Consider the following 18146-nt stretch of genomic DNA (forward strand, 5'->3'; position numbering starts at 1 on the left):
CGTGTGTTTCCTAGGCCTCGTAGTTTGTTTGATGCTGGTTTGGTTAGGGGTTTGAGGGAGGTTATGTCTTATCGGGTTGGTGTTGGGTTTTACCCGGTTGATGTTTGGGTTAGGGTTTATGAGACGCGTGAGGGTGGTTATATTTATCATGTTGAGGAGCCTAGGCTTAATGAGCTTGAGGTTTCTATGTATGAGGATATTATGAATCTCTTGTATTTCGAGCCACCTGAACCGGAGGATTCTTCGAGGTTTTTTGAGGCTGTTGTTAAGAGGATTGAGGAGCTTTTGTTGAGGTATGCTGCTGTTTATGAGGGTGCTAGGACGGGGTTTATTCGTTATTATTTGTATAGGGAGGCTCTTGGTTTTGGTTATATTGATCCTTTGATGAGGGATCCCCATATAGAGGACGTCTCCTGTAACGGTTATAATTTGCCTGTTTATGTGTGGCATACTAATTTCGAGTATGTTCAGACTACTATGAGGATTCCGGAGAAGGATCTTGATAGGCTTGTCTTGAAGCTTGCTCATATAAGCGGTAAGCACTTGAGTATGGCTAATCCTATTGTTGATGCTATTTTGCCTGGTGGGCATAGGTTGGCTGGGACTTATAGGAAGGAGGTAACAACTACGGGTTCGAGTTTTACGGTTAGGAAGTTTAGGGAGAAACCGATATCTATTGTTGAGTTAATTAAATTCGGTACTATTGACCCGTTCATAGCTGCTTATGCGTGGGTTATGATGGAGCATAAGAGGAACGGTTTGATCCTCGGTGTCACTGGTGCGGGTAAAACCACGTTGCTTAATGCTGTAGCTACTCTGATACACCCTAGCTATAAGGTAGTGACGATAGAAGATACTCCCGAACTCAGGTTACCTCTACCTAACTGGGTTCAACTTGTGTCCAGAGAGTTTGCGATGAGGACAGATATCGTTACCTCTATAACACTGTTTGATTTAGTGAAGCTTAGCCTGAGATATAGGCCTGAGATAATTATGGTGGGAGAGGTACGAGGAGAAGAGGCATACGTATTATTCCAAGCAATGGCGAGTGTGTCGGGGGATACGCCTATTGTTATCAGAGATAGTGATGGCATGGTTAAGTTCATGAGTATTGGAGAGTTTGTGGATAAATATTATGAGGAGGGTGAAGGGAGGGTTGCCAAATCCGTTGAGGGTGTGCAGGTTCTGAGCCATGATGGTTATAATGTTGCTTGGAAGCCGTTGAGGTATGTTTTGAGGCACAGGGCTGATAGCATTTATCGCATTGTTGCTGAAGGCGGTGTGGAGTTAAGGGCTACGGGTAGCCACAGCGTTTATGTGCTTGACCCGGAGACCCTTGATGTGGAGGTCAAGCGTGTGGATCAACTTGCCCCTGGGGATTTATTGTTGACTTTTGTGAGCGAGCCTAGGGGTGGTGGAGGAGATTATCGTGATGGAGGTTTGGTGGAGGTTGATAGTCTTGGCGTTTTGGATGAGGATATGGCGTTTGTTTTCGGGGTGTATATTACTGATGGCTGTGTAAAGCATTACAGGGGGTCAAGGATATGTTTTACTAGGGGGTTGAGTGAGAATAGTTTGGCAGATAGAATGCTTAGAGTGATGTATGAGAAATTTGGTGTGAAACCTTATGTTGATGGCCGTGGGTCTTATAAGATATTCGAGTTTAATAATACTGAGCTTGCAAGGAGGTTTGAAAAGGTTCTCGGAGGAAAGCTTGAAGAGAAACGGGTACCGCATGCGTTATGGAGTTCTTCTTCTAAGATTGTCAGGGCATTCTTTGAGGGATTGAAAGCTGATTCTAGAAGGACTTTTAAGGAGAGATATGTGAACTATGTGACTGCTACCGAAAGACTGGCCCAGGAACTGTTGTGGCTTGCGAGGATGAAAGGGTTCTATGCTTTCTTACATGTTGAAAAAGGTACAGGTAGGAATGTCGGGAGGGAATACTATAATGTTAATGTTTACTTGGATACTGATTACAGGAAGCCTGATGTAGCTGAACGAGTTCCAGCCGGGTCTCTGCTTAGGCTTGTAAAGCTTCTAGGATTGTCTTCGCTCCCATATAATTTAGAGTATATTAAAAGGAGGAAGTTTGTGAGTGTGAGAACTGCTGATAAGGTAGTTGAATGGGTTGGGTCGAGGAAAATACTTGGTAATGGGGTAGGAGAGCATGTTAATAGAATAAAGGAATATGCCGCGGGTAACCTTAGGGTGGTGCTTGTTAAGGAAGTTAGTTTAGAGTCGTTTGACGGGTATGTGTATGATGTGAGTGTGCCGGGGACGGAGTCGTTTATAGGCGGTAAAGTTCCCGTGTTACTGCATAATACTGGTCATGGAGGTGTTTCTACTATGCACGCTGAGAGTCTTGAGAGCGCTGTTGACCGTTTGACTAGTCCTCCTATGAATATTCCTCCTAGTTATATTCCGTTGATTCATTTCTCTATGATGATTAGGCGTGTGGATAAGGGTGGTAAGGCTGCTAGGAGAGTTACTAATATTTGGGAGGTTGAGGATTATGGTAAGTATGTTGAGGTGTTTAAATGGAGGGCTAGCAAGGACGAGTTCGTTAGTAGGCTTAAGAATTCTGTTACACTTAAGAGGATTGCTAAGGAATTGCTGGATGTCCCTGTAAGCGACCTAGTGTACCGGGAGATCCCTGTCAGGGCATTATTGTTCCACAGTATGGCTTTGCGTAATATGATATCGTTTAAAGATGTAGCTGAGGTTATCTCTAGGTATTATCATGATCCGGGTATGAGGGATAGGATTCTCGAGGAATCGAAGGATTTGGCTAAGAAGGATGAGAGTGGTACGGTTAAGAAGTTGCTTGACCAGGTTAAGAGGTAAAAACAGAATAGAAACTTTTTTGACAAGTTTATATTAAAAAGTAGTGTGAATCTTTACTTGTAGGGTGTAATTATTGAAAGTTAAATTGTTTATATTGATTGTTATTGTTGCAATGCTTATATTACCACTTTTCACCGGGTTTACAGAGGTTTATAGTGATTCACCCGTTTCCCAGGGTAATGGTTGGGGAGTTTTCAGTGTAGAAACACATGGACTAGCAGTCTACGACTATGATAGTGATAATGTTCAGGAGGTGATAGTTTCTCCTGATAAGGTGATTGATATATACAGCTTATTTAAGGGTCCCTACAAGAACTTGGAGAACCTTGAAGTTATAGGTTACTATTTAGTAACCTATGGAAGCTCAGGTGTTAGGGTATTCAAAGGAATGAACCAGGTTTACACTTATGCTAATGTTCACAAGGTTACTAGTGACTTGGAGAAACAGGGCTTCATATTGGATGATAAAGTAGTGACCGCCTATAAGACTTGGGATATCTTCATCCCGTCCTCGAACCCTGTGTTAGCTTTCCATTATAATTCTCCCATAATTGCCTATCAGAGCACAGTAAACGGAAATATCAATATTATATACGATGGACATACTAGTGAAATAGGTATAAAGGCTCAGCCGATAGCTGCTCATGTAGTTGGTAGCTCTTTGTTTATACTAGCAAAGACTGCTTCACAACTTATACTAGTGGATGTTACGAATATGACTTCATGGAGTTTTGTCACAGAGGGATTATCTCTTCCTACTAACTCTAGTGTCATAGGATTCGATATACCTGAGGCTAGTTTTGTTGTAGCTGCTCGAGGTATGATTTATCTTGCAGGTTTAAACGGTGCTGTTACATTGTTTCCCGCGAGACCCCTTTGTACTTATGGTTCTGACATGCTTATACTGCAAGAGGATAAAATAGTGGATTTCAACGGTTACTCTGGGCTTATAGTGAGATCTTATCCACTCCCACCTATAGATGATATAAAGTATGCGGCCTGTAATAGGAATGTGATTGCTGTATCAGATGGATCTAGTGTTGCCGTCTACTATCCAGCGGAGAAGCCTAGGCTAACGATAATCGCGGATAGAACGGTTTTCGCCCTCTCACCCCTGTATTACAGGGTTGACTATAGTGGAGCTGAGAATGTATTAGTAACGGTAAACGGGAGTATAGTTAGTAGTGTGGGTTCTATTGTTTTCAATAGGAGTGGAGTATATAGAATAAAGGCTGTTGCGTCTAATAAGTTCATGGAGTCCACGGCGTACGCTGATATTACGGTTCTTCTAAGGCCTTTGAAAGTAGATATTAAGTTTAATGGGACTCCCATCGTATTTAAGAAGGCTGTAGTAACCGTTGAAACATATGATGCGTTGACTAATGAGAAAGTCATTACTCCTTGTACTATGACGGTTCCGGGTTTGAGTAAGCCGCTTTTGACTGATAGTTGGATGCAGGAATCCTTCCTTGTTAAACCAACACCGGGAACATACGCTGTTTCTGTGACATGTGGTGATGGTGAAGTTTATCAGAAAACGAATTCCTCGTTTGTAATGATTGTCAAGCCCGCTCAGACATTCCTAGAAGTACGTCACCCCTACAAGGGTGTCGTGGCGTTCTATGTAACAGATGAGCTGGGACAATTGGTTAGAGGGAAGTTATCCGTAGCATGTTGTAATGGTACGGTGGAGAGCAGTAACCCGTTGACATTTCAGTTATCACCCGGTAACCATTCAGCGTTAGTTACTTTTACACCGTATGAGAGCTACTATCAGCCTCTTAGAGTGAGAGCTCAACTTGTATATAGTTCTCCAGTGAATGGGACTTTAAAGGGATATAAGGTTTATGTAGAAAAGGTTCCATACAATGTTACGAAAACTCTTACTCAAATGATTCCAACAACATTAACCAAAAATGTAAAGCAAACAAACTATATGGTTCTGGCTTTGGCTGTCATCGTTACTGCAATAGCCTCGCCTGTTGTTTATCATTATATGCATGAGAAAGGCTTACTTGCTAGGATATCCGCGTTTTTCTCTAGAAAACGTAAAGAAGGAGTTACTGAGGTTGGTGAGGAAGAGTCTGGAGCAGAATCAGAATAGCATTTCATTCATTCAAGGTAGTATTCTAACAATCTCTTCTTTACCATTTCTCTGAATAACCGCGTTTATCTCTGTGTATTTCCCAATTCTTGTTCCATGTATTTTTGGCAGGAGTATCTTCTCTATCTGGAAGAACCCTGCTCTATCATCCATTAGTACGGATATTTTGACAGGTCTCTGGTCTCCTTGTTCTAGATATACTTTTTTTATGCTGAGTGCTGAGAGAGCATGTATATCGCTCTTCCCTCTTTTATATGGGTATCTAGCTCTGCCTTCAGCCATATCTGTACCGTCCCCTATTTTCACTACTCCAGCTTCCACGGTAAGGGCTTCGGCATCCATGTTCGTCGCGTAGATGGTGTGGAGTATTTCTTGCCTAATAGTGTATAGATAGGGATGGTTTTTCCCTAGTATTTCTGGTAGTAGCCTGTTAAGTATATCTATGGATAGGAGTGCTCCAGTGTACTCGTGGTAAACCCGGTGAATAGAATTGCCGATATCGTGTAGTAATGCTCCGAGCATGACGACCAGCTTTGCCTCTTCGATGCTTCCTACAGTTTTGTCTGCCAGTGTTGTCGGTTCTACTCCCCTTTTCACCAGCATGTCGAAGAGTTCTAGTGCTGATCCCGCGACTATTTTAGCATGGACAGGGCCGTGGTCATTGTATAGTAGTCTGGATACTGCGTTCACATTACTCATCTTCCATAGTTCCTGGACTTCCCGGTCTTTAGTGAAGAGTGTGTAGGCGTTGTATAGGAGCCTGCTTGACCTAACGTGTTTCTCTATTAGATCTGGGCCTACCTTGCTTGCCATTGTCTACACCTCTTCTTGGCCTAACGAATCACTTATCCATTTGAGGTAATCCGGGTTTCCACCTATTATGGGGAGAGCGATTATCTCCGGTACCTCGTAGGGGTGGAGTTCCTTTACCTTTTTGGCTAGTTTTCCTAGGAGGCCTAGTTCTGTTTTCAGTACAAGTAGGCTTTCACTGTCTCTCTCCACTTTTCCTTCCCACCAGTAAATACTGTCCACCTTATTTACTATATTCACACAAGCGGCAAGCTTTTCCTCTACTAGTTTCCGGGATAATTCCTCTGCTTTATCCCGCGGTGCTGTTATGAAGACGACTATCCTCTGGTAGAAAGCCAAGCTGTATCCCCCCACTTTTTGGCTAGTATTTCGTGTGTGCCTCCCTGAATACTTCAGGGATCAGGTGTACTAAGTCTTTCGCCATAATCCTCTCACCATACAATTCGGCAGCCAATACGCTTGCCCTCCCAGTAATGTAGGCGGCTGTAGCGGCAGCGTTAAACGGGTCGATCCCCATGGATACTAGAGTGGCTATTACCCCGGTTAACACGTTACGAGTACCGCCTGTACTCATAGCTTCATGGCGGATTCTATTCAACCTGTAATCTCCGTCGGGATTAACTATAACGTCTACTGGAGCTTTCAATAGGACGATTGAACGGTATTTCCTAGCTATATCTAACGCAGCTTGAATCCAGCTGTCCTGGTCTTCTCCCACTCTCCTACCCAGTAGTAGGGAGGCTTCCCCTATATGGGGGGTTAGAATGAATTTGTCTGAAAGTTTCATGTCTAGGTTAGCGAGGGTTTCCAAACCGTCAGCATCTAATACGACGGGAATATTCTTCTCTAATGCTAGCCCTATAATATTCCTAGCCGCTTTAATTGCCTCAGGGTTCGAACCTAGGCCTGGGCCGAGAACTATAGCTGTTGCTCTCCCCCACTCGCCTCTGTAAAGCTCTATGCACTCCGGATTAAGGCGGTCTCCCGGGCAGCTACGCACTATTAAGTCAGGGTCAAATCCTGCTATGATGGGAGATGACAGGTTTCCAGTGTAGATGAAAACGAGGTCTGCACCTGTCCTGAGGGCTGCTAGTCCTGATAGGGCGGGGGCACCTGTATATAGTTCTGATCCTCCTATAACGGCTATCCTACCGCCTATACCTCCACTGGCTTGAGAGGGTTTACTAGGGATCCTGTGTTTAACATCCCCTGGACCCGTATATACTCTGGCTTCTCGTGGTATACCTATTTTTGCAACTATTACCTCACCAGTATGTTTCACGGCTTTCCTAAGTCCGGGTTTCATATATTGCATTGTTACGGTCACATCAGCCTTGACAGCCGGCTTAGCTGTCTCCCCCGTATCACTGTTAACACCCGTGGGAGCGTCGATCGCCACTTTAAGCGAAGCTTTGCCTTCATTGAATTGTTCTACAGCTGCTTTAACAGGGTTTCTGAGATTCTTACCGGAGAAACCTATTCCTAGAAGGGCGTCTATGAAAGCATCTCCTATTAACAGTCTTTTCTCACAGTAATCTTTGACAGCTGAAATATGTATGCTGTTAAGCCTGGTAATCAGGTTTAAATTAAACTTAGCGTCCCCGTGTGTTATGGATTCTGGGGGATAGTAGAGTAGGACTTTAACGTTCGCCCCCCTTGAAGCCAGATGTCTTGCAGCGACAAACCCGTCCCCGGCATTGCCTCCTTTACCGGCAAACACGATGATATCTTTTCCTTTGACACTACCACCGAGCTTCTCCCCGACTACGTCGGCAACACTCCTTCCAGCATTCTCCATTAGATATATTAGAGGAAGTCCTAGGAAAACGGTGTTCGTCTCTGCAACTTTTATCTCTAGAGTGTTAAGAGTCTCGTAATTACTCACTGTTATTCGCCTCATCTAGTAATAAACCGACGATACTATATTAGATTCATTTTAGTAGAATAATAACATTGACGTCATGATTACAGTAGTATTGTCCTTTGGGGTCGGGTTCCATGGTCAAGGTAGATGTCCCTGGAATAAAAATAGAGGACAAGGTTATTCTCCCCGCGAAGGAGACAGCAGTCATTGTTGTCGATATGCAGAATGATTTTGTTAAGGAAGGCGGTAAACTGGTTGCACCTGCAGCGGAGGGCACTGTTGAGCCTATTAGAAGGCTTCTGAAGAAAGCTAGGGAGAACGGTGTGAGGGTGATCTATACGCAGGATACTCATTGGGAGGGAGATCCGGAGTTCCTACTGTGGGGTGAGCATGTGAAATACGGGTCTTGGGGCTGGAGGATAATTGATGAGCTTAAACCGGAGGAGGGGGATATAGTCCTAGTTAAAACAAGGTATGATGGTTTCTACGGTACACCGATGGATGACATACTCAGGAGTTATGGTTATCAGAATATTGTCATAGTGGGAACGGTGGCTAACATATGTGTATTGCATACAGCTGCAAGCGCTGGCCTCAGATGGTATAAGATACTGATCCCCATGGACGGGATATCCGCGTTAACAGAGTTCGATTACTATCTAACTCTAAGACAGGTTTCCTGGCTTTACAATGGACTGATAGTTAAGACCGTTAACTCCATTGAATTCAAGTAGAGATAAGGGCAGCACCATTGTTTCGAGGTTTAACCACGCTAACTTCAACTGCATGGAATCCCAGGCTAGTGGAAACCTCTTTTGCTAATTCAGCTATTTTAACAGCATCTTTACTCGCCGTTATAGTATATAGTGTGGGCCCCCAGCTTGATTGCATTAGAACAACACCTTCTCCACTCAACGCATTAACTAAGTCTATAACTAGACCATCTGTTACCCCTTGGTTTAGGGTGGAGAAATACTGCCCAGTTAACCTGTCTAGTTCCACAGCAGCTTTTACGAACGAATCCAGATCTCTCAAATTAGCAGCATAGGCTAGGGTTTTAACTATCCGTTCACCCTTATCATTCATTTCCCTCTGAGCAACTGGTAGGGTAGCCCACATGTTCTCCTCCCACTCTTCCCCGGGCCCAGGCGTACCGCCGGGATCAACTAGAAGTATAGTCCAATTCCTAGGCAAGCTCGCGTGATAGAGTGATTTAATGCTTTGATGGCCTCCCACTACTTCACTGCCATCGATTACTAGTCCACCGTACTTGAATAGGAGTGCTCCCACTCTACTAGTCTTAAAACGACCTAGCTTCGACACCATTTCCTTCCAATCGAAACGTTCACCTTTATACAATGCTAGTGCTTTCGCAGTTGCTAGATACAATTGTGTCGATGATCCCAGCCCCCTGTGTGGAGGTATACATCCATGTATTTCAACACCCGCTTCCTCTCCAACTAGTCCTATAACATTATTCCTTTGCTCTGCCCCTATACAGCTAGGAAAACAGGATTTACCCTGGGTAATACATACAGTTACGTGAGGGGAAGATAGGTATATTCCCGAGCCTCTCCAGGGATTAGGATGGGGAGGGTAGGTATAGAATCCCAGGTGAATACGGGCAAAGGCTCTGACGCAGGCATTCATCTAGATCAACCTTGCCAGAATAACGATGAAGCCTGTGTGACTGGATGGTGTGTTAACAGGCCTTGTTTTCCTTGGCAACACTACCCACTCTCTAATCCATGACTCGTATGTACCAAGCCAATAATACTTATCTGACCCCTCTAATTGACCCTTCAGTCTCTCCACCTGGCTTATAGTGGGTAGGTAGACAGCAATCCTAGCACCCGACTTCATGTACTGGTGGATATTAAGTAGAGCTCTATAGGGGTTTGGTAGATCGAGTAATGCATTATCGTAGGGAGGATCCTTGAAGTCTACTTCCTCTATATTGCCAGTAAGAAGCTTAACATTCCTATATCCTAGCTTAGCCATATTCTTCTCTGCAACAAGGATCATATCCTCCCGGAGGTCAACACCGGTAATCTCCCCGCAGTCACCTAGCAACCCCGCGAAGAATGCTAGAGAGTATCCAGCACCCACTCCACTCTGAATCATCCTCATACAGGGTCTCACTCCTAGAAGCATAGATATAATGGCCAGATCCTTGGGGTATATTACTTGGCTTTTCCTTGTGAAAACCTCAAGCTCCTCAATAATGCTGCCTCTTAAAGCATAAAACTCGACTCCAGCACTGGTCTTAACGATCGAGCCCGGTTCGATGCCAAGCAGGTCACTCGCCTTTATGAACCCTCCTACAGTCATATAAACACCGGATTCTTCGAGTAAGATAACGTATTTCTTACGATTATCCCGTTGAACTAGTAATACTATATCGCCTGGTTCGAAGATGTCTCCACTCAATACAGACAACCACCCTCGTTAGGAGTGCTCAGTCCTGATGTCTTTCCTCATGTTTAAATCGGGAATACCAGCCTGCATCACAGCACCCCGAATATCTATCTACTAGTATTGAGGTCTAATAATTTAGAAGTAGATATAAGGGATCCCCGGTTTATCGTATACTGTCTAACCTGCTATAGCTATTTTTACATAAGACGGTATGGTGACCGGTTCGAACGGTATTCCCCTACCACTGTAGAATTTGCTGAACCATTCATAGAAGTGAAGCCTTAAGCTGTGAGCGAATGCTATAATCGCCTCTAGACCTGCTGTAAGTAGATTACCAGCTATGTATGTGAGTATGGCGACCACAGCCATTACAGGTCCTTTCCATAGGAGCTCTGTAATTATGGTGAAGCCGAACATTAGGCTGGCATGTGCTAGGCTTAACCCCATGATCCTGAAGAATGAAGGTATGTTGCCTAGGAGCATTAGTATAACCTCGAATGCTTCCATGAATGAGGAGGATAGGCCGTGTTTAAGGCCGGCGATTCCTTCTTCCATTAAACCTAGGAAGGGTTCTCCTAGTAGTATCCATAATAACGATAAGCCGCCCACAGTGGCGACTAGTTTACCGAATGGAGTGTGCATCCCCCCTAAAGTAGCGTCTTTGATTACTCCACCACCTTTATATGCATCCATATAGACGAGAAACGGGAGTGTTACTATTGTGAATAAAAGGAATTTTGGCAGTTTAATGGTAAGTAAATCTCCATATTCCCTTTTAATTAAATCGTTTACTACTCCAAGGAATGTTCCGAGAATCAAGACTATAGCGGCCACTACCAAAGGGACTGTTAAAGCTAGTTTAACCAGTTGATTCAGTATTAACGTGTTATTTTTCTCAATACCGTATAATGGAGTCGCGTAAGGCGGGTATTGGAACCCCATCTTATTCCATACTTCGGCGAAGTGGGTGAGAGGACCGAAGAACTCTCCTGCAAGGAAGCCGGTGACCATTCCAGCTGCTCCAAGTATCATCACTAGGATCCATGTGAGTTTGCTATTCTCGTTCCTAGCTCTACGGTAGAATAAGTAAGCAACTAGTACAACAAGTAACCCGTGCCCGAGATCAGGGAACATTAAACCGAAGATAACCGGCATTGTTATCGCTAAGAAAACCGTCGGCACTACCTCATCCGGATCAGGTTCACCGTACATCCTAACTATCTGATGGAAGGGTTGGAGAATTTTCGGGATGACTATTCTACTAGGCGCTTGCCTTTTCCCCGACCTCCTCAAAAGGCGTATTACCTGGAGTATGAAGTTCCCATTAGTTGCATCCATTAGGGCTTTCTCGAGTTTATCTATATCTGACTTATCGACGTAGCCTTGTATTACCACGACCCTGCTTGTAATTTTCGCGTTTGCCAGAAGCCTAAAAGCCTCCCTGAGAGCTAGGAGTGTATGATAGTATTCTCCTGCATCGTTTATTGTTTTAAGGAGATTCCTCCTCTTTTCCTCTGCATCCCTTAGTATATCCTCGATTCTCTTCTCAAGGTGTTCGACAAGCTTTTTAGGGTTACCCGGCATACCTTCAGGTATCCTGAGGGGCTGAAATTCATAGTCTGAGAGCAGTTTAGCCAGCTCGCTTTTCAGGTCATATGAGCAGGAGATAAGTATGATGTAATCCTCCTTCCCAGACTCATCGTATGTTAGGACGCATCCCTTCTCCTCTGCAAACGATTCAATGTTCTCTATATATTCTTTAGCTATGAATCCAACAACTACGCTGACGAGGGATAATTCCATTACTTCTGGAACTTCTAGGTCTATATAGGATATTCTATCATAGAACTCCTTCAATCTCAGAAGCTCCGTTGCCTTGCCCTCTGCTTCTGTAATGAATCTGATTCCCTCGTCATAAGTCTTTTCTAGCTCCGAGAATTTACCCTCAATTCCCTGGACAGCTTCTAACCATCCTCCTGCTTTTAGCTCTATACTATCAGGATGCGGGGGTGCTGTTTTTAAAACATCAAAGTATCTCTCGAATTTTGATGTTTTATCCGCTAGATGGCTAAGCCATCTTTTGTGTTCCTTGTTTAAGTCTCCAGGTAACTCTTTTTCAGGCTGGATAGGGTGGAAGAGGCTTTCCGGGGCAAGCGTGGCAACAGTCCTGTCAAACATTTCTAGAGGTAGTACTATCGCTGTTTCTGCGACCATTCTAGGTATAAGCGTTAGCCCCACTAATTCTACACCCCTTACACTCCAAGGAATTCGGGTTTCCTGTTTGGTTATATAAAATTGTATTAAACGGGGAACAACACTTATAAAAATCCCGAAAGTCCTCCATAGCGAATATGGATTATAGGAGCGGGATATAGCTAGGTGTTAGATGTGGGTAAAATAGTGGTTTTGGGAGACGAGCATACACTGATCCCTTTCAAGCTCGCTGGAGCGGAGGTTAAAGAGGTTTCTAGTTGGGATGAAGCAAAGGCTGTTATAACAACTGAATTAAACGGGGAGAAAGGCGTCTCTATAGTTCTTTTAGCCGCTCACCTTATCCCAGAGGAGAAGAGAGCAGAGTTCAGGAGTATTGCTAGTACTGTACGCTTTACACTTGTAAGCCTTCCAACTAAATGGGCTCCTCCCAAACCCGTCGATATGAAGAAACTTCTTCTCGAGGCATTAGGTTTTGGGTGATTTAGTTTGAAAACAAAAGGAAACATAGAAAGGTTCGCATCAACCATAATCTCAAAGGAAATGGAGGAGTATAAATCGAAGATTGAAGAAGCATACAAAGCGGCTTTGAAGTTGATTGAGGAGACGAGGGATACAGAGTATAATGAAGCCTCCAGGAAAATACAGCAGGACATTGTTAACGCTGAGGAGAGGCTTAAAAGCGAGGGATCATCACTCGAACTTCAATTGAAAACCTCTAAGTCTGAATCTATTAGCAAGTGGGTTGAGCAGGTGCTTGACGAAGCTATAAGCAGAGCGTTAAAGGAGAGGGATTCAGACTGGTATAAGAAGTTTATGAAAGGTTTAGTTGATAGGTTATCAGAGGAAGCTAGTAGTACTTTTATTGTAAGATGTGCTAAGGAGGACTACAAACTTGTAGAAAAATTATTGAAGGATACAGGGTTATACGGTAAAACACTTAAGCTTTCCAGGGAGCCGGCTGATATTAAAGGCGGTATTATAGCGGTCTCAGAGGATGGGGACGCTGTTCTTGATTACAGTTTCGAACTTTTCTTGGAGAATATTAAACCTAAAATAAGGACTAGAATAGCTAGATTACTAGAGGGGTGAGGTATAGAATGGCGATTAAAGGTAGAATAACGAGGATATCCGGCCCGCTTATCATAGCTGAGGGTATGAAAGGAATACAGATGTATGAAATGGTTGGTGTGGGAGAAGAAGGCCTCATAGGAGAAGTTTCTAGGATTATGGGCGATAAAGCTTACATACAGGTGTATGAGTCCACTAGCGGTCTAAGGCCCGGAGACCCTGTCGAGGGAACGGGAGCCCCGTTAAGCGTTGATCTAGGCCCTGGACTATTGACAAGCATTTATGACGGTGTTCAGAGGCCGTTGAATAAAATAGCTGAATTCACTAAAGACATTTTCATTAGAAGAGGAATACATGTAGCTCCTATTCCCAAGGATAGGAAGTGGACTTTCACACCAGTCAAGCTAGAGAAGGGAGATAAGGTTTCAGGTGGAGACATAATCGGAACAGTCCAAGAGACAAGCCTCATAGAGCACAAGGTAATGGTTCCGCCTAACGTTCACGGGAGGATAAAATGGATTGCAATGGAGGGAGACTACACTATTGAGGATATGATTGGAGAAGTGGGGGTGGACGGGAAGAATATACCGCTTAAACTATCTCACCGTTGGCCGGTTAGACTACCAAGACCGTTCAAAGAAAAATTAGAGCCCAGTGAACCACTAGTCACAGGTGTTAGAATAATTGACACAATGTTCCCAATGGCGAAAGGAGGAACAGGAGCCATCCCCGGAGCCTTTGGTACGGGTAAATGTGTATTACCCCATACGCCTATATTGCTCGCTGACGGTGAATTGCTTCCAATAGAGGAGGTATATGAAAAATTCCATAATAAGGGTATGATGGTTGAATCTCGTGAAAACGAGGAGATTATAGATGTCTCACGGCTAGGCCTCACTGTTGTTACCTTCGATGGTAAGCAGCTTAAAACAGCTCCTATAAGCCACTTATACAAGGGTAGATCGAGGCATATTATGAGAATACATACTAGCCTTGGAAGAACCCTAGAAGTTACCCCTATTCACAAACTGCTTAGACTAGAAAGGAATGGAGCTATAAGAGAGGTTCATGCTGCTAACCTTAAACCCGGCGATCAGCTCGTAGTTCCAAGGAAGATTCCAATAAATGGTATGCCCCAAGAGATTGACCCCTATAAGCTTGGTCTTACGGATGCTACTGTTGCTGATAGAGATGCACTGGAAGATATGCGTGTTATACTTGAAAGATTACTTGAAAAATTAGGGGGTTATAAACGGCTTGCTAACGAGCTTGGTGTTCATCCTAAGACGCTTGAGTTGATAGTTCATGGTAAGAATAGGCCGAGTCTTATGCTTGTATTGAAGGCGTGTAAGCTGGCTGGACTTGAGCCTCCGAAACCAGAGTATTTAGGTCTTCCAAGGTCAAGTCTTCGCATGAGATTACCTAAAGTATTGGACGAGGATTTCGCTGAGTTCTTGGGCCTCCTCCTATCTGGCGGTGATATAACCGGCAGGGGCATTAGATTCTATAACTCCGATCCTATTCTTAGGCAAAGGTTTAGTCAGCTAGTGGAGAGGCTCTTTGGCATTAAAGGTAGGGAGGAAAGGTATAATACTGTTTTAACTGTGGTTGTGAACTCTAGGTTGTTAGTAACCTTGCTGGGAAGACTGGGCACCCCTAGTAGGTTGAGGGCTAGAAATGTAATGCTACCTAAACCCGTCTTAGCTTCACCTACTCCGGTGATAGCAGCCTTCCTTCGAGGCTACTACCTCGGCGGCGGTGCTTTCAGCGAAAACGAGGTTGAATTCATAACAGCTTCAAAGAGGATGGCATCAGGTCTTTCATATCTTCTGGCACGCTTGGGGGTATTCTATAGTTTTGTTGTAAAGAATGTTAGGGGAGAGGAGTATTATAGAGTTATAATAATGGGTAGAGATGAGCTTGAGAGGTTCTATGATACTATAAAGCCTAGTGAACAACTAAGCCTTGCAAAACTAGAGAAGATAAAGTCTTATCTAGTAGCAGAGGATCAAGGTGGAAAGCCTAGAGACGTTGTATACAATGGGTCTCAGCTGCTTACCAGGACAGCAGCGGATTATAGAAGCAGACTCGAGAAGATTATAGGCGAACTCTCAGATTATACTGTTCAAAATGATAGGATAGGTGTAGCTAAAATAGCACTTATGACTCAAGTAGCGGGGTCAGAGTCATCGGGTAGTCTTTCCATAGCTTTCGAAGATGTCGCTGTCGATACTGTGAGGAAAATAGAATGGTTAGAAGGTGATTTTGTAGTATATGATGTTACAGTCCCTATTACTCATAACTTCGTCGGCGGGGATGTCCCTTCAATACTACATAATACTGTCACACTCCACTCCTTTGCACAGTGGAGTGCAGCTAAGGTGGTCATATACATAGGTTGCGGTGAGAGAGGTAATGAGATGACTGAGGTTCTGGAGAGGTTCCCACAGTATATTGATCCTTGGACGGGGAAGCCCCTCATGGAGAGGACTATTCTAATAGCTAACACAAGCAATATGCCTGTAGCAGCGAGGGAAGCCAGTATTTATGTAGGTATAACACTTGCAGAGTACTATCGCGACATGGGTTATGATACTCTCATCGTCGCAGACTCTACTAGTAGATGGGCGGAGGCCCTCCGTGAAATAGCTGGCAGATTGGAGGAAATGCCTGCAGAAGAGGGATACCCGAGCTATCTAGCTAGTAGGCTTGCAGAGTTCTACGAGCGTGCAGGTAGGGCGGTAGTGACAGGGTCTCCTGAGAGAATTGGTAGTGTGACAGTTGTAGGCGCTGTATCACCTCCGGGAGGAGACTTTACGGAACCAGTTACTAGTCACACGAAGAGGTTCATAAGAGTATTCTGGGCGCTTGATGCTAGATTGGCGTACAGTAGGCACTACCCTGCTATTAACTGGATAGATAGTTATTCAGCATACATTGACTTGGTTGCCAAGTGGTGGCATGAGAATGTTAATGAGGAATGGAAGGGGTATCGTGAAGAGGCTATGGATATTTTGTTGAGGGAGGATGAGTTGAGGGAGATAGTTAGGCTAGTAGGGCCTGAGAGCCTCAGTGAGCACGATAAATTAATACTTGAGACGGCTAGATTGCTGAAGGACGGGTTCCTTAAGCAGAACGCTTTCGACGAAATTGACGCATTCTCTCCGCCTGAGAAACAGTTCTTACTACTTAAGATGATTATTAACTTCCATAGGGAAGCGGATAGACTTGTAGAGAAAGGCATTACTGTTTCAAGGATAAAGGAAGTCGCCCAAGATGTGGTTGTTGAAATGTCGAAGGCTAGATTCACAATACCCAACGATAAACCGGAGCTCGTTGAAGACCTGGAGAAGAAGGCTGTTGAGAAGCTTAAGAGTCTAGAGGTGACTGGGTGAGAGGTGAAGGAAATGGCAGCCATAGGAGTAAGGGAGTACCATAGGATAAAGGAAATAAAAGGCCCACTACTAGTTGTTGAAGGAGTATCAAGGGTAGCGTACGACGAAATCGTAGAAGTAGAACTGGCTTCCGGAGAGAGGAGGAGAGGCCGTGTCCTAGATGTTTCACATGGAATAGCTGTTGTTCAAGTCTTCGAGGGAACGACTGGAATAACGAGTACAGGGACTAAAGTTAGATTCCTCGGTAGGCCTCTCGAGATCCCGGTAAGCGAAGATATGCTGGGGAGAATATTCAATGGTCTAGGGGAACCTATAGACGGTCGCCCGCCTATACTAGCTGAGGAGAAGAGGGATATTAACGGAGAACCTCTTAATCCATCCCAGAGAGCTTACCCGGAAGATTTTATACAGACAGGTGTAAGTGCAATAGATGGCATGAACACTCTTGTCAGAGGGCAGAAGCTACCTATATTCTCGGGAAGCGGTTTACCTCACAATATCCTTGCGGCACAAATAGCTAGGCAGTCAACTGTAAGAGGAGAACAGGAAGAGTTCGCAGTAGTCTTCTCAGCTATTGGAATAAAATATGATGATGCATTATTCTTTAAAAACTTCTTCGAGGAGACAGGTGCATTAAACAGAGTTGCAATGTTCATGAACCTAGCCGACGAACCTGCTATGATCAGGCTTGTAACACCTCGTGCTGCATTAACATTAGCTGAATACTTAGCATACGAGAGAGACATGCACGTCCTCGTCATATTAACGGACATGACCAACTACGCTGAAGCTCTCCGTGAAATTAGTTCTGCTAGGGAAGAGGTGCCTGGAAGACAGGGATATCCTGGTTACATGTATAGTGATCTTGCCAGTATTTATGAGAGAGCTGGAAGAGTGCACGGCAAGAAAGGCAGTATAACGCAAATGCCCATTCTAACAATGCCCAACGATGACATCACACACCCTATACCAGACCTCACTGGATATATTACGGAAGGCCAGATAGTGCTTGATAGAAACCTACATAATAGGGGGATATATCCGCCGATAAACGTTCTAATGAGCTTATCAAGGTTGATGAAGGAGGGGATAGGCGCCGATAAAACAAGAGAAGACCATAGTGACATAAGCAACCAGCTATATGCGGCTTACTCTAGGGCAGTAGAACTGAGGAGTCTTGCAACTGTTGTAGGAGAGGAAAGTCTTAGCAATGTAGATAGATTGTACCTCAAATACGCTGATCTATTCGAACATAAATTCCTTGCCCAGGATCCAAGGGAGAACAGGAGCATAGAGCAAACGCTTGATCTGGCTTGGGAAATATTATCTATATTGCCTGAAGCTGAGTTAACCAACATTAGAGACAAGCATATCAAGAAGTACCATCCTGCATATAAGTCAAAATAACCCCCTTTATAACTAACAT

General features: G+C 44.2%; 13 protein-coding genes. 7 read left to right on the forward strand and 6 right to left on the reverse strand.

Annotated elements, in window-relative coordinates:
• Both tadA and F7B60_02070 read left to right on the forward strand, forming a co-directional pair.
• Positions 1-2847, forward strand: a 2847-nt coding sequence (gene tadA / locus F7B60_02065; GenBank protein ID MCE4614306.1) for a Flp pilus assembly complex ATPase component TadA, incomplete at its 5' end; no start/stop codon positions are given.
• A 73-nt stretch (positions 2848-2920) separates the two neighbouring features.
• On the forward strand, positions 2921-4951 hold the full coding sequence (locus F7B60_02070) for a hypothetical protein (GenBank protein MCE4614307.1): 2031 nt from the start codon (positions 2921-2923) through the stop codon (positions 4949-4951).
• A gap of 12 nt (positions 4952-4963) precedes the next feature.
• Here the strand turns inward: F7B60_02070 and F7B60_02075 are convergent, their stop codons facing one another.
• From F7B60_02075 to F7B60_02085, 3 genes are read right to left on the reverse strand one after another with little or no spacing between them, the layout of a single operon-like run.
• The gene (locus F7B60_02075) at positions 4964-5764 is read right to left on the reverse strand and encodes a phosphohydrolase (protein ID MCE4614308.1); all 801 of its coding nucleotides are present in this window, start codon (positions 5762-5764) and stop codon (positions 4964-4966) included.
• 3 nt (positions 5765-5767) lie between these two features.
• The gene (locus F7B60_02080; GenBank protein ID MCE4614309.1) at positions 5768-6100 is read right to left on the reverse strand and encodes a divalent-cation tolerance protein CutA; all 333 of its coding nucleotides are present in this window, start codon (positions 6098-6100) and stop codon (positions 5768-5770) included.
• A gap of 22 nt (positions 6101-6122) precedes the next feature.
• On the reverse strand, positions 6123-7646 hold the full coding sequence (locus tag F7B60_02085; GenBank protein ID MCE4614310.1) for an NAD(P)H-hydrate dehydratase: 1524 nt from the start codon (positions 7644-7646) through the stop codon (positions 6123-6125).
• Positions 7647-7759: 113 nt separating this feature from the next.
• Here F7B60_02085 and F7B60_02090 point away from each other — a divergent pair, with 113 nt between their 5' ends.
• Positions 7760-8359, forward strand: a complete 600-nt coding sequence (locus F7B60_02090) for a cysteine hydrolase (GenBank protein ID MCE4614311.1) — start codon at positions 7760-7762, stop codon at positions 8357-8359.
• Here the strand turns inward: F7B60_02090 and F7B60_02095 are convergent.
• The 3 genes from F7B60_02095 to F7B60_02105 all read right to left on the reverse strand — a co-directional run bounded on the left by F7B60_02095 (position 8352) and on the right by F7B60_02105 (position 12281).
• Positions 8352-9275: a hypothetical protein gene (locus F7B60_02095; GenBank protein MCE4614312.1), complete on the reverse strand. Its 924-nt coding sequence runs from the start codon at positions 9273-9275 to the stop codon at positions 8352-8354. The two genes, F7B60_02090 and F7B60_02095, sit on opposite strands and share 8 nt — an antisense overlap.
• Positions 9276-10055 (reverse strand): methyltransferase domain-containing protein, encoded by a 780-nt coding sequence (locus tag F7B60_02100; GenBank protein MCE4614313.1) that lies wholly within the window; start codon positions 10053-10055, stop codon positions 9276-9278.
• 165 nt (positions 10056-10220) lie between these two features.
• Complete coding sequence (locus F7B60_02105; GenBank protein MCE4614314.1) at positions 10221-12281, reverse strand: hypothetical protein; 2061 nt, start codon at positions 12279-12281, stop codon at positions 10221-10223.
• A gap of 150 nt (positions 12282-12431) precedes the next feature.
• Between F7B60_02105 and F7B60_02110 the strand changes: the two genes are divergently transcribed.
• The 4 genes from F7B60_02110 to F7B60_02125 are packed head-to-tail and all read left to right on the forward strand — an operon-like array spanning position 12432 to position 18127.
• Positions 12432-12737: a hypothetical protein gene (locus tag F7B60_02110; GenBank protein MCE4614315.1), complete on the forward strand. Its 306-nt coding sequence runs from the start codon at positions 12432-12434 to the stop codon at positions 12735-12737.
• A gap of 6 nt (positions 12738-12743) precedes the next feature.
• A complete protein-coding gene (locus F7B60_02115; GenBank protein MCE4614316.1) occupies positions 12744-13346 on the forward strand; it encodes a V-type ATP synthase subunit E in 603 nt (200 codons plus the stop codon).
• An 8-nt stretch (positions 13347-13354) separates the two neighbouring features.
• Complete coding sequence (locus F7B60_02120) at positions 13355-16720, forward strand: V-type ATP synthase subunit A (protein ID MCE4614317.1); 3366 nt, start codon at positions 13355-13357, stop codon at positions 16718-16720.
• Between the two features lie 12 nt (positions 16721-16732).
• Positions 16733-18127, forward strand: a complete 1395-nt coding sequence (locus F7B60_02125) for a V-type ATP synthase subunit B (protein MCE4614318.1) — start codon at positions 16733-16735, stop codon at positions 18125-18127.
• The last annotated feature ends 19 nt before the right edge of the window (positions 18128-18146 follow it).

Origin of the sequence: Candidatus Tiamatella incendiivivens (assembly GCA_015522635.1) — an archaeon.
GTDB lineage: Archaea > Thermoproteota > Thermoprotei_A > Sulfolobales > Acidilobaceae > Tiamatella > Tiamatella incendiivivens.

What these genes read in the sequence shown, in the direction of transcription:
- F7B60_02075 (MCE4614308.1), bottom strand. Translation starts at nt 5,764, where the DNA reads ATGGCAAGCAAGGTAGGCCCAGATCTAATAGAGAAACACGTTAGGTCA.
- F7B60_02090 (MCE4614311.1), top strand. Translation starts at nt 7,760, where the DNA reads ATGGTCAAGGTAGATGTCCCTGGAATAAAAATAGAGGACAAGGTTATT.
- F7B60_02095 (MCE4614312.1), bottom strand. Translation starts at nt 9,275, where the DNA reads ATGAATGCCTGCGTCAGAGCCTTTGCCCGTATTCACCTGGGATTCTAT.
- F7B60_02120 (MCE4614317.1), top strand. Translation starts at nt 13,355, where the DNA reads ATGGCGATTAAAGGTAGAATAACGAGGATATCCGGCCCGCTTATCATA.
- F7B60_02125 (MCE4614318.1), top strand. Translation starts at nt 16,733, where the DNA reads ATGGCAGCCATAGGAGTAAGGGAGTACCATAGGATAAAGGAAATAAAA.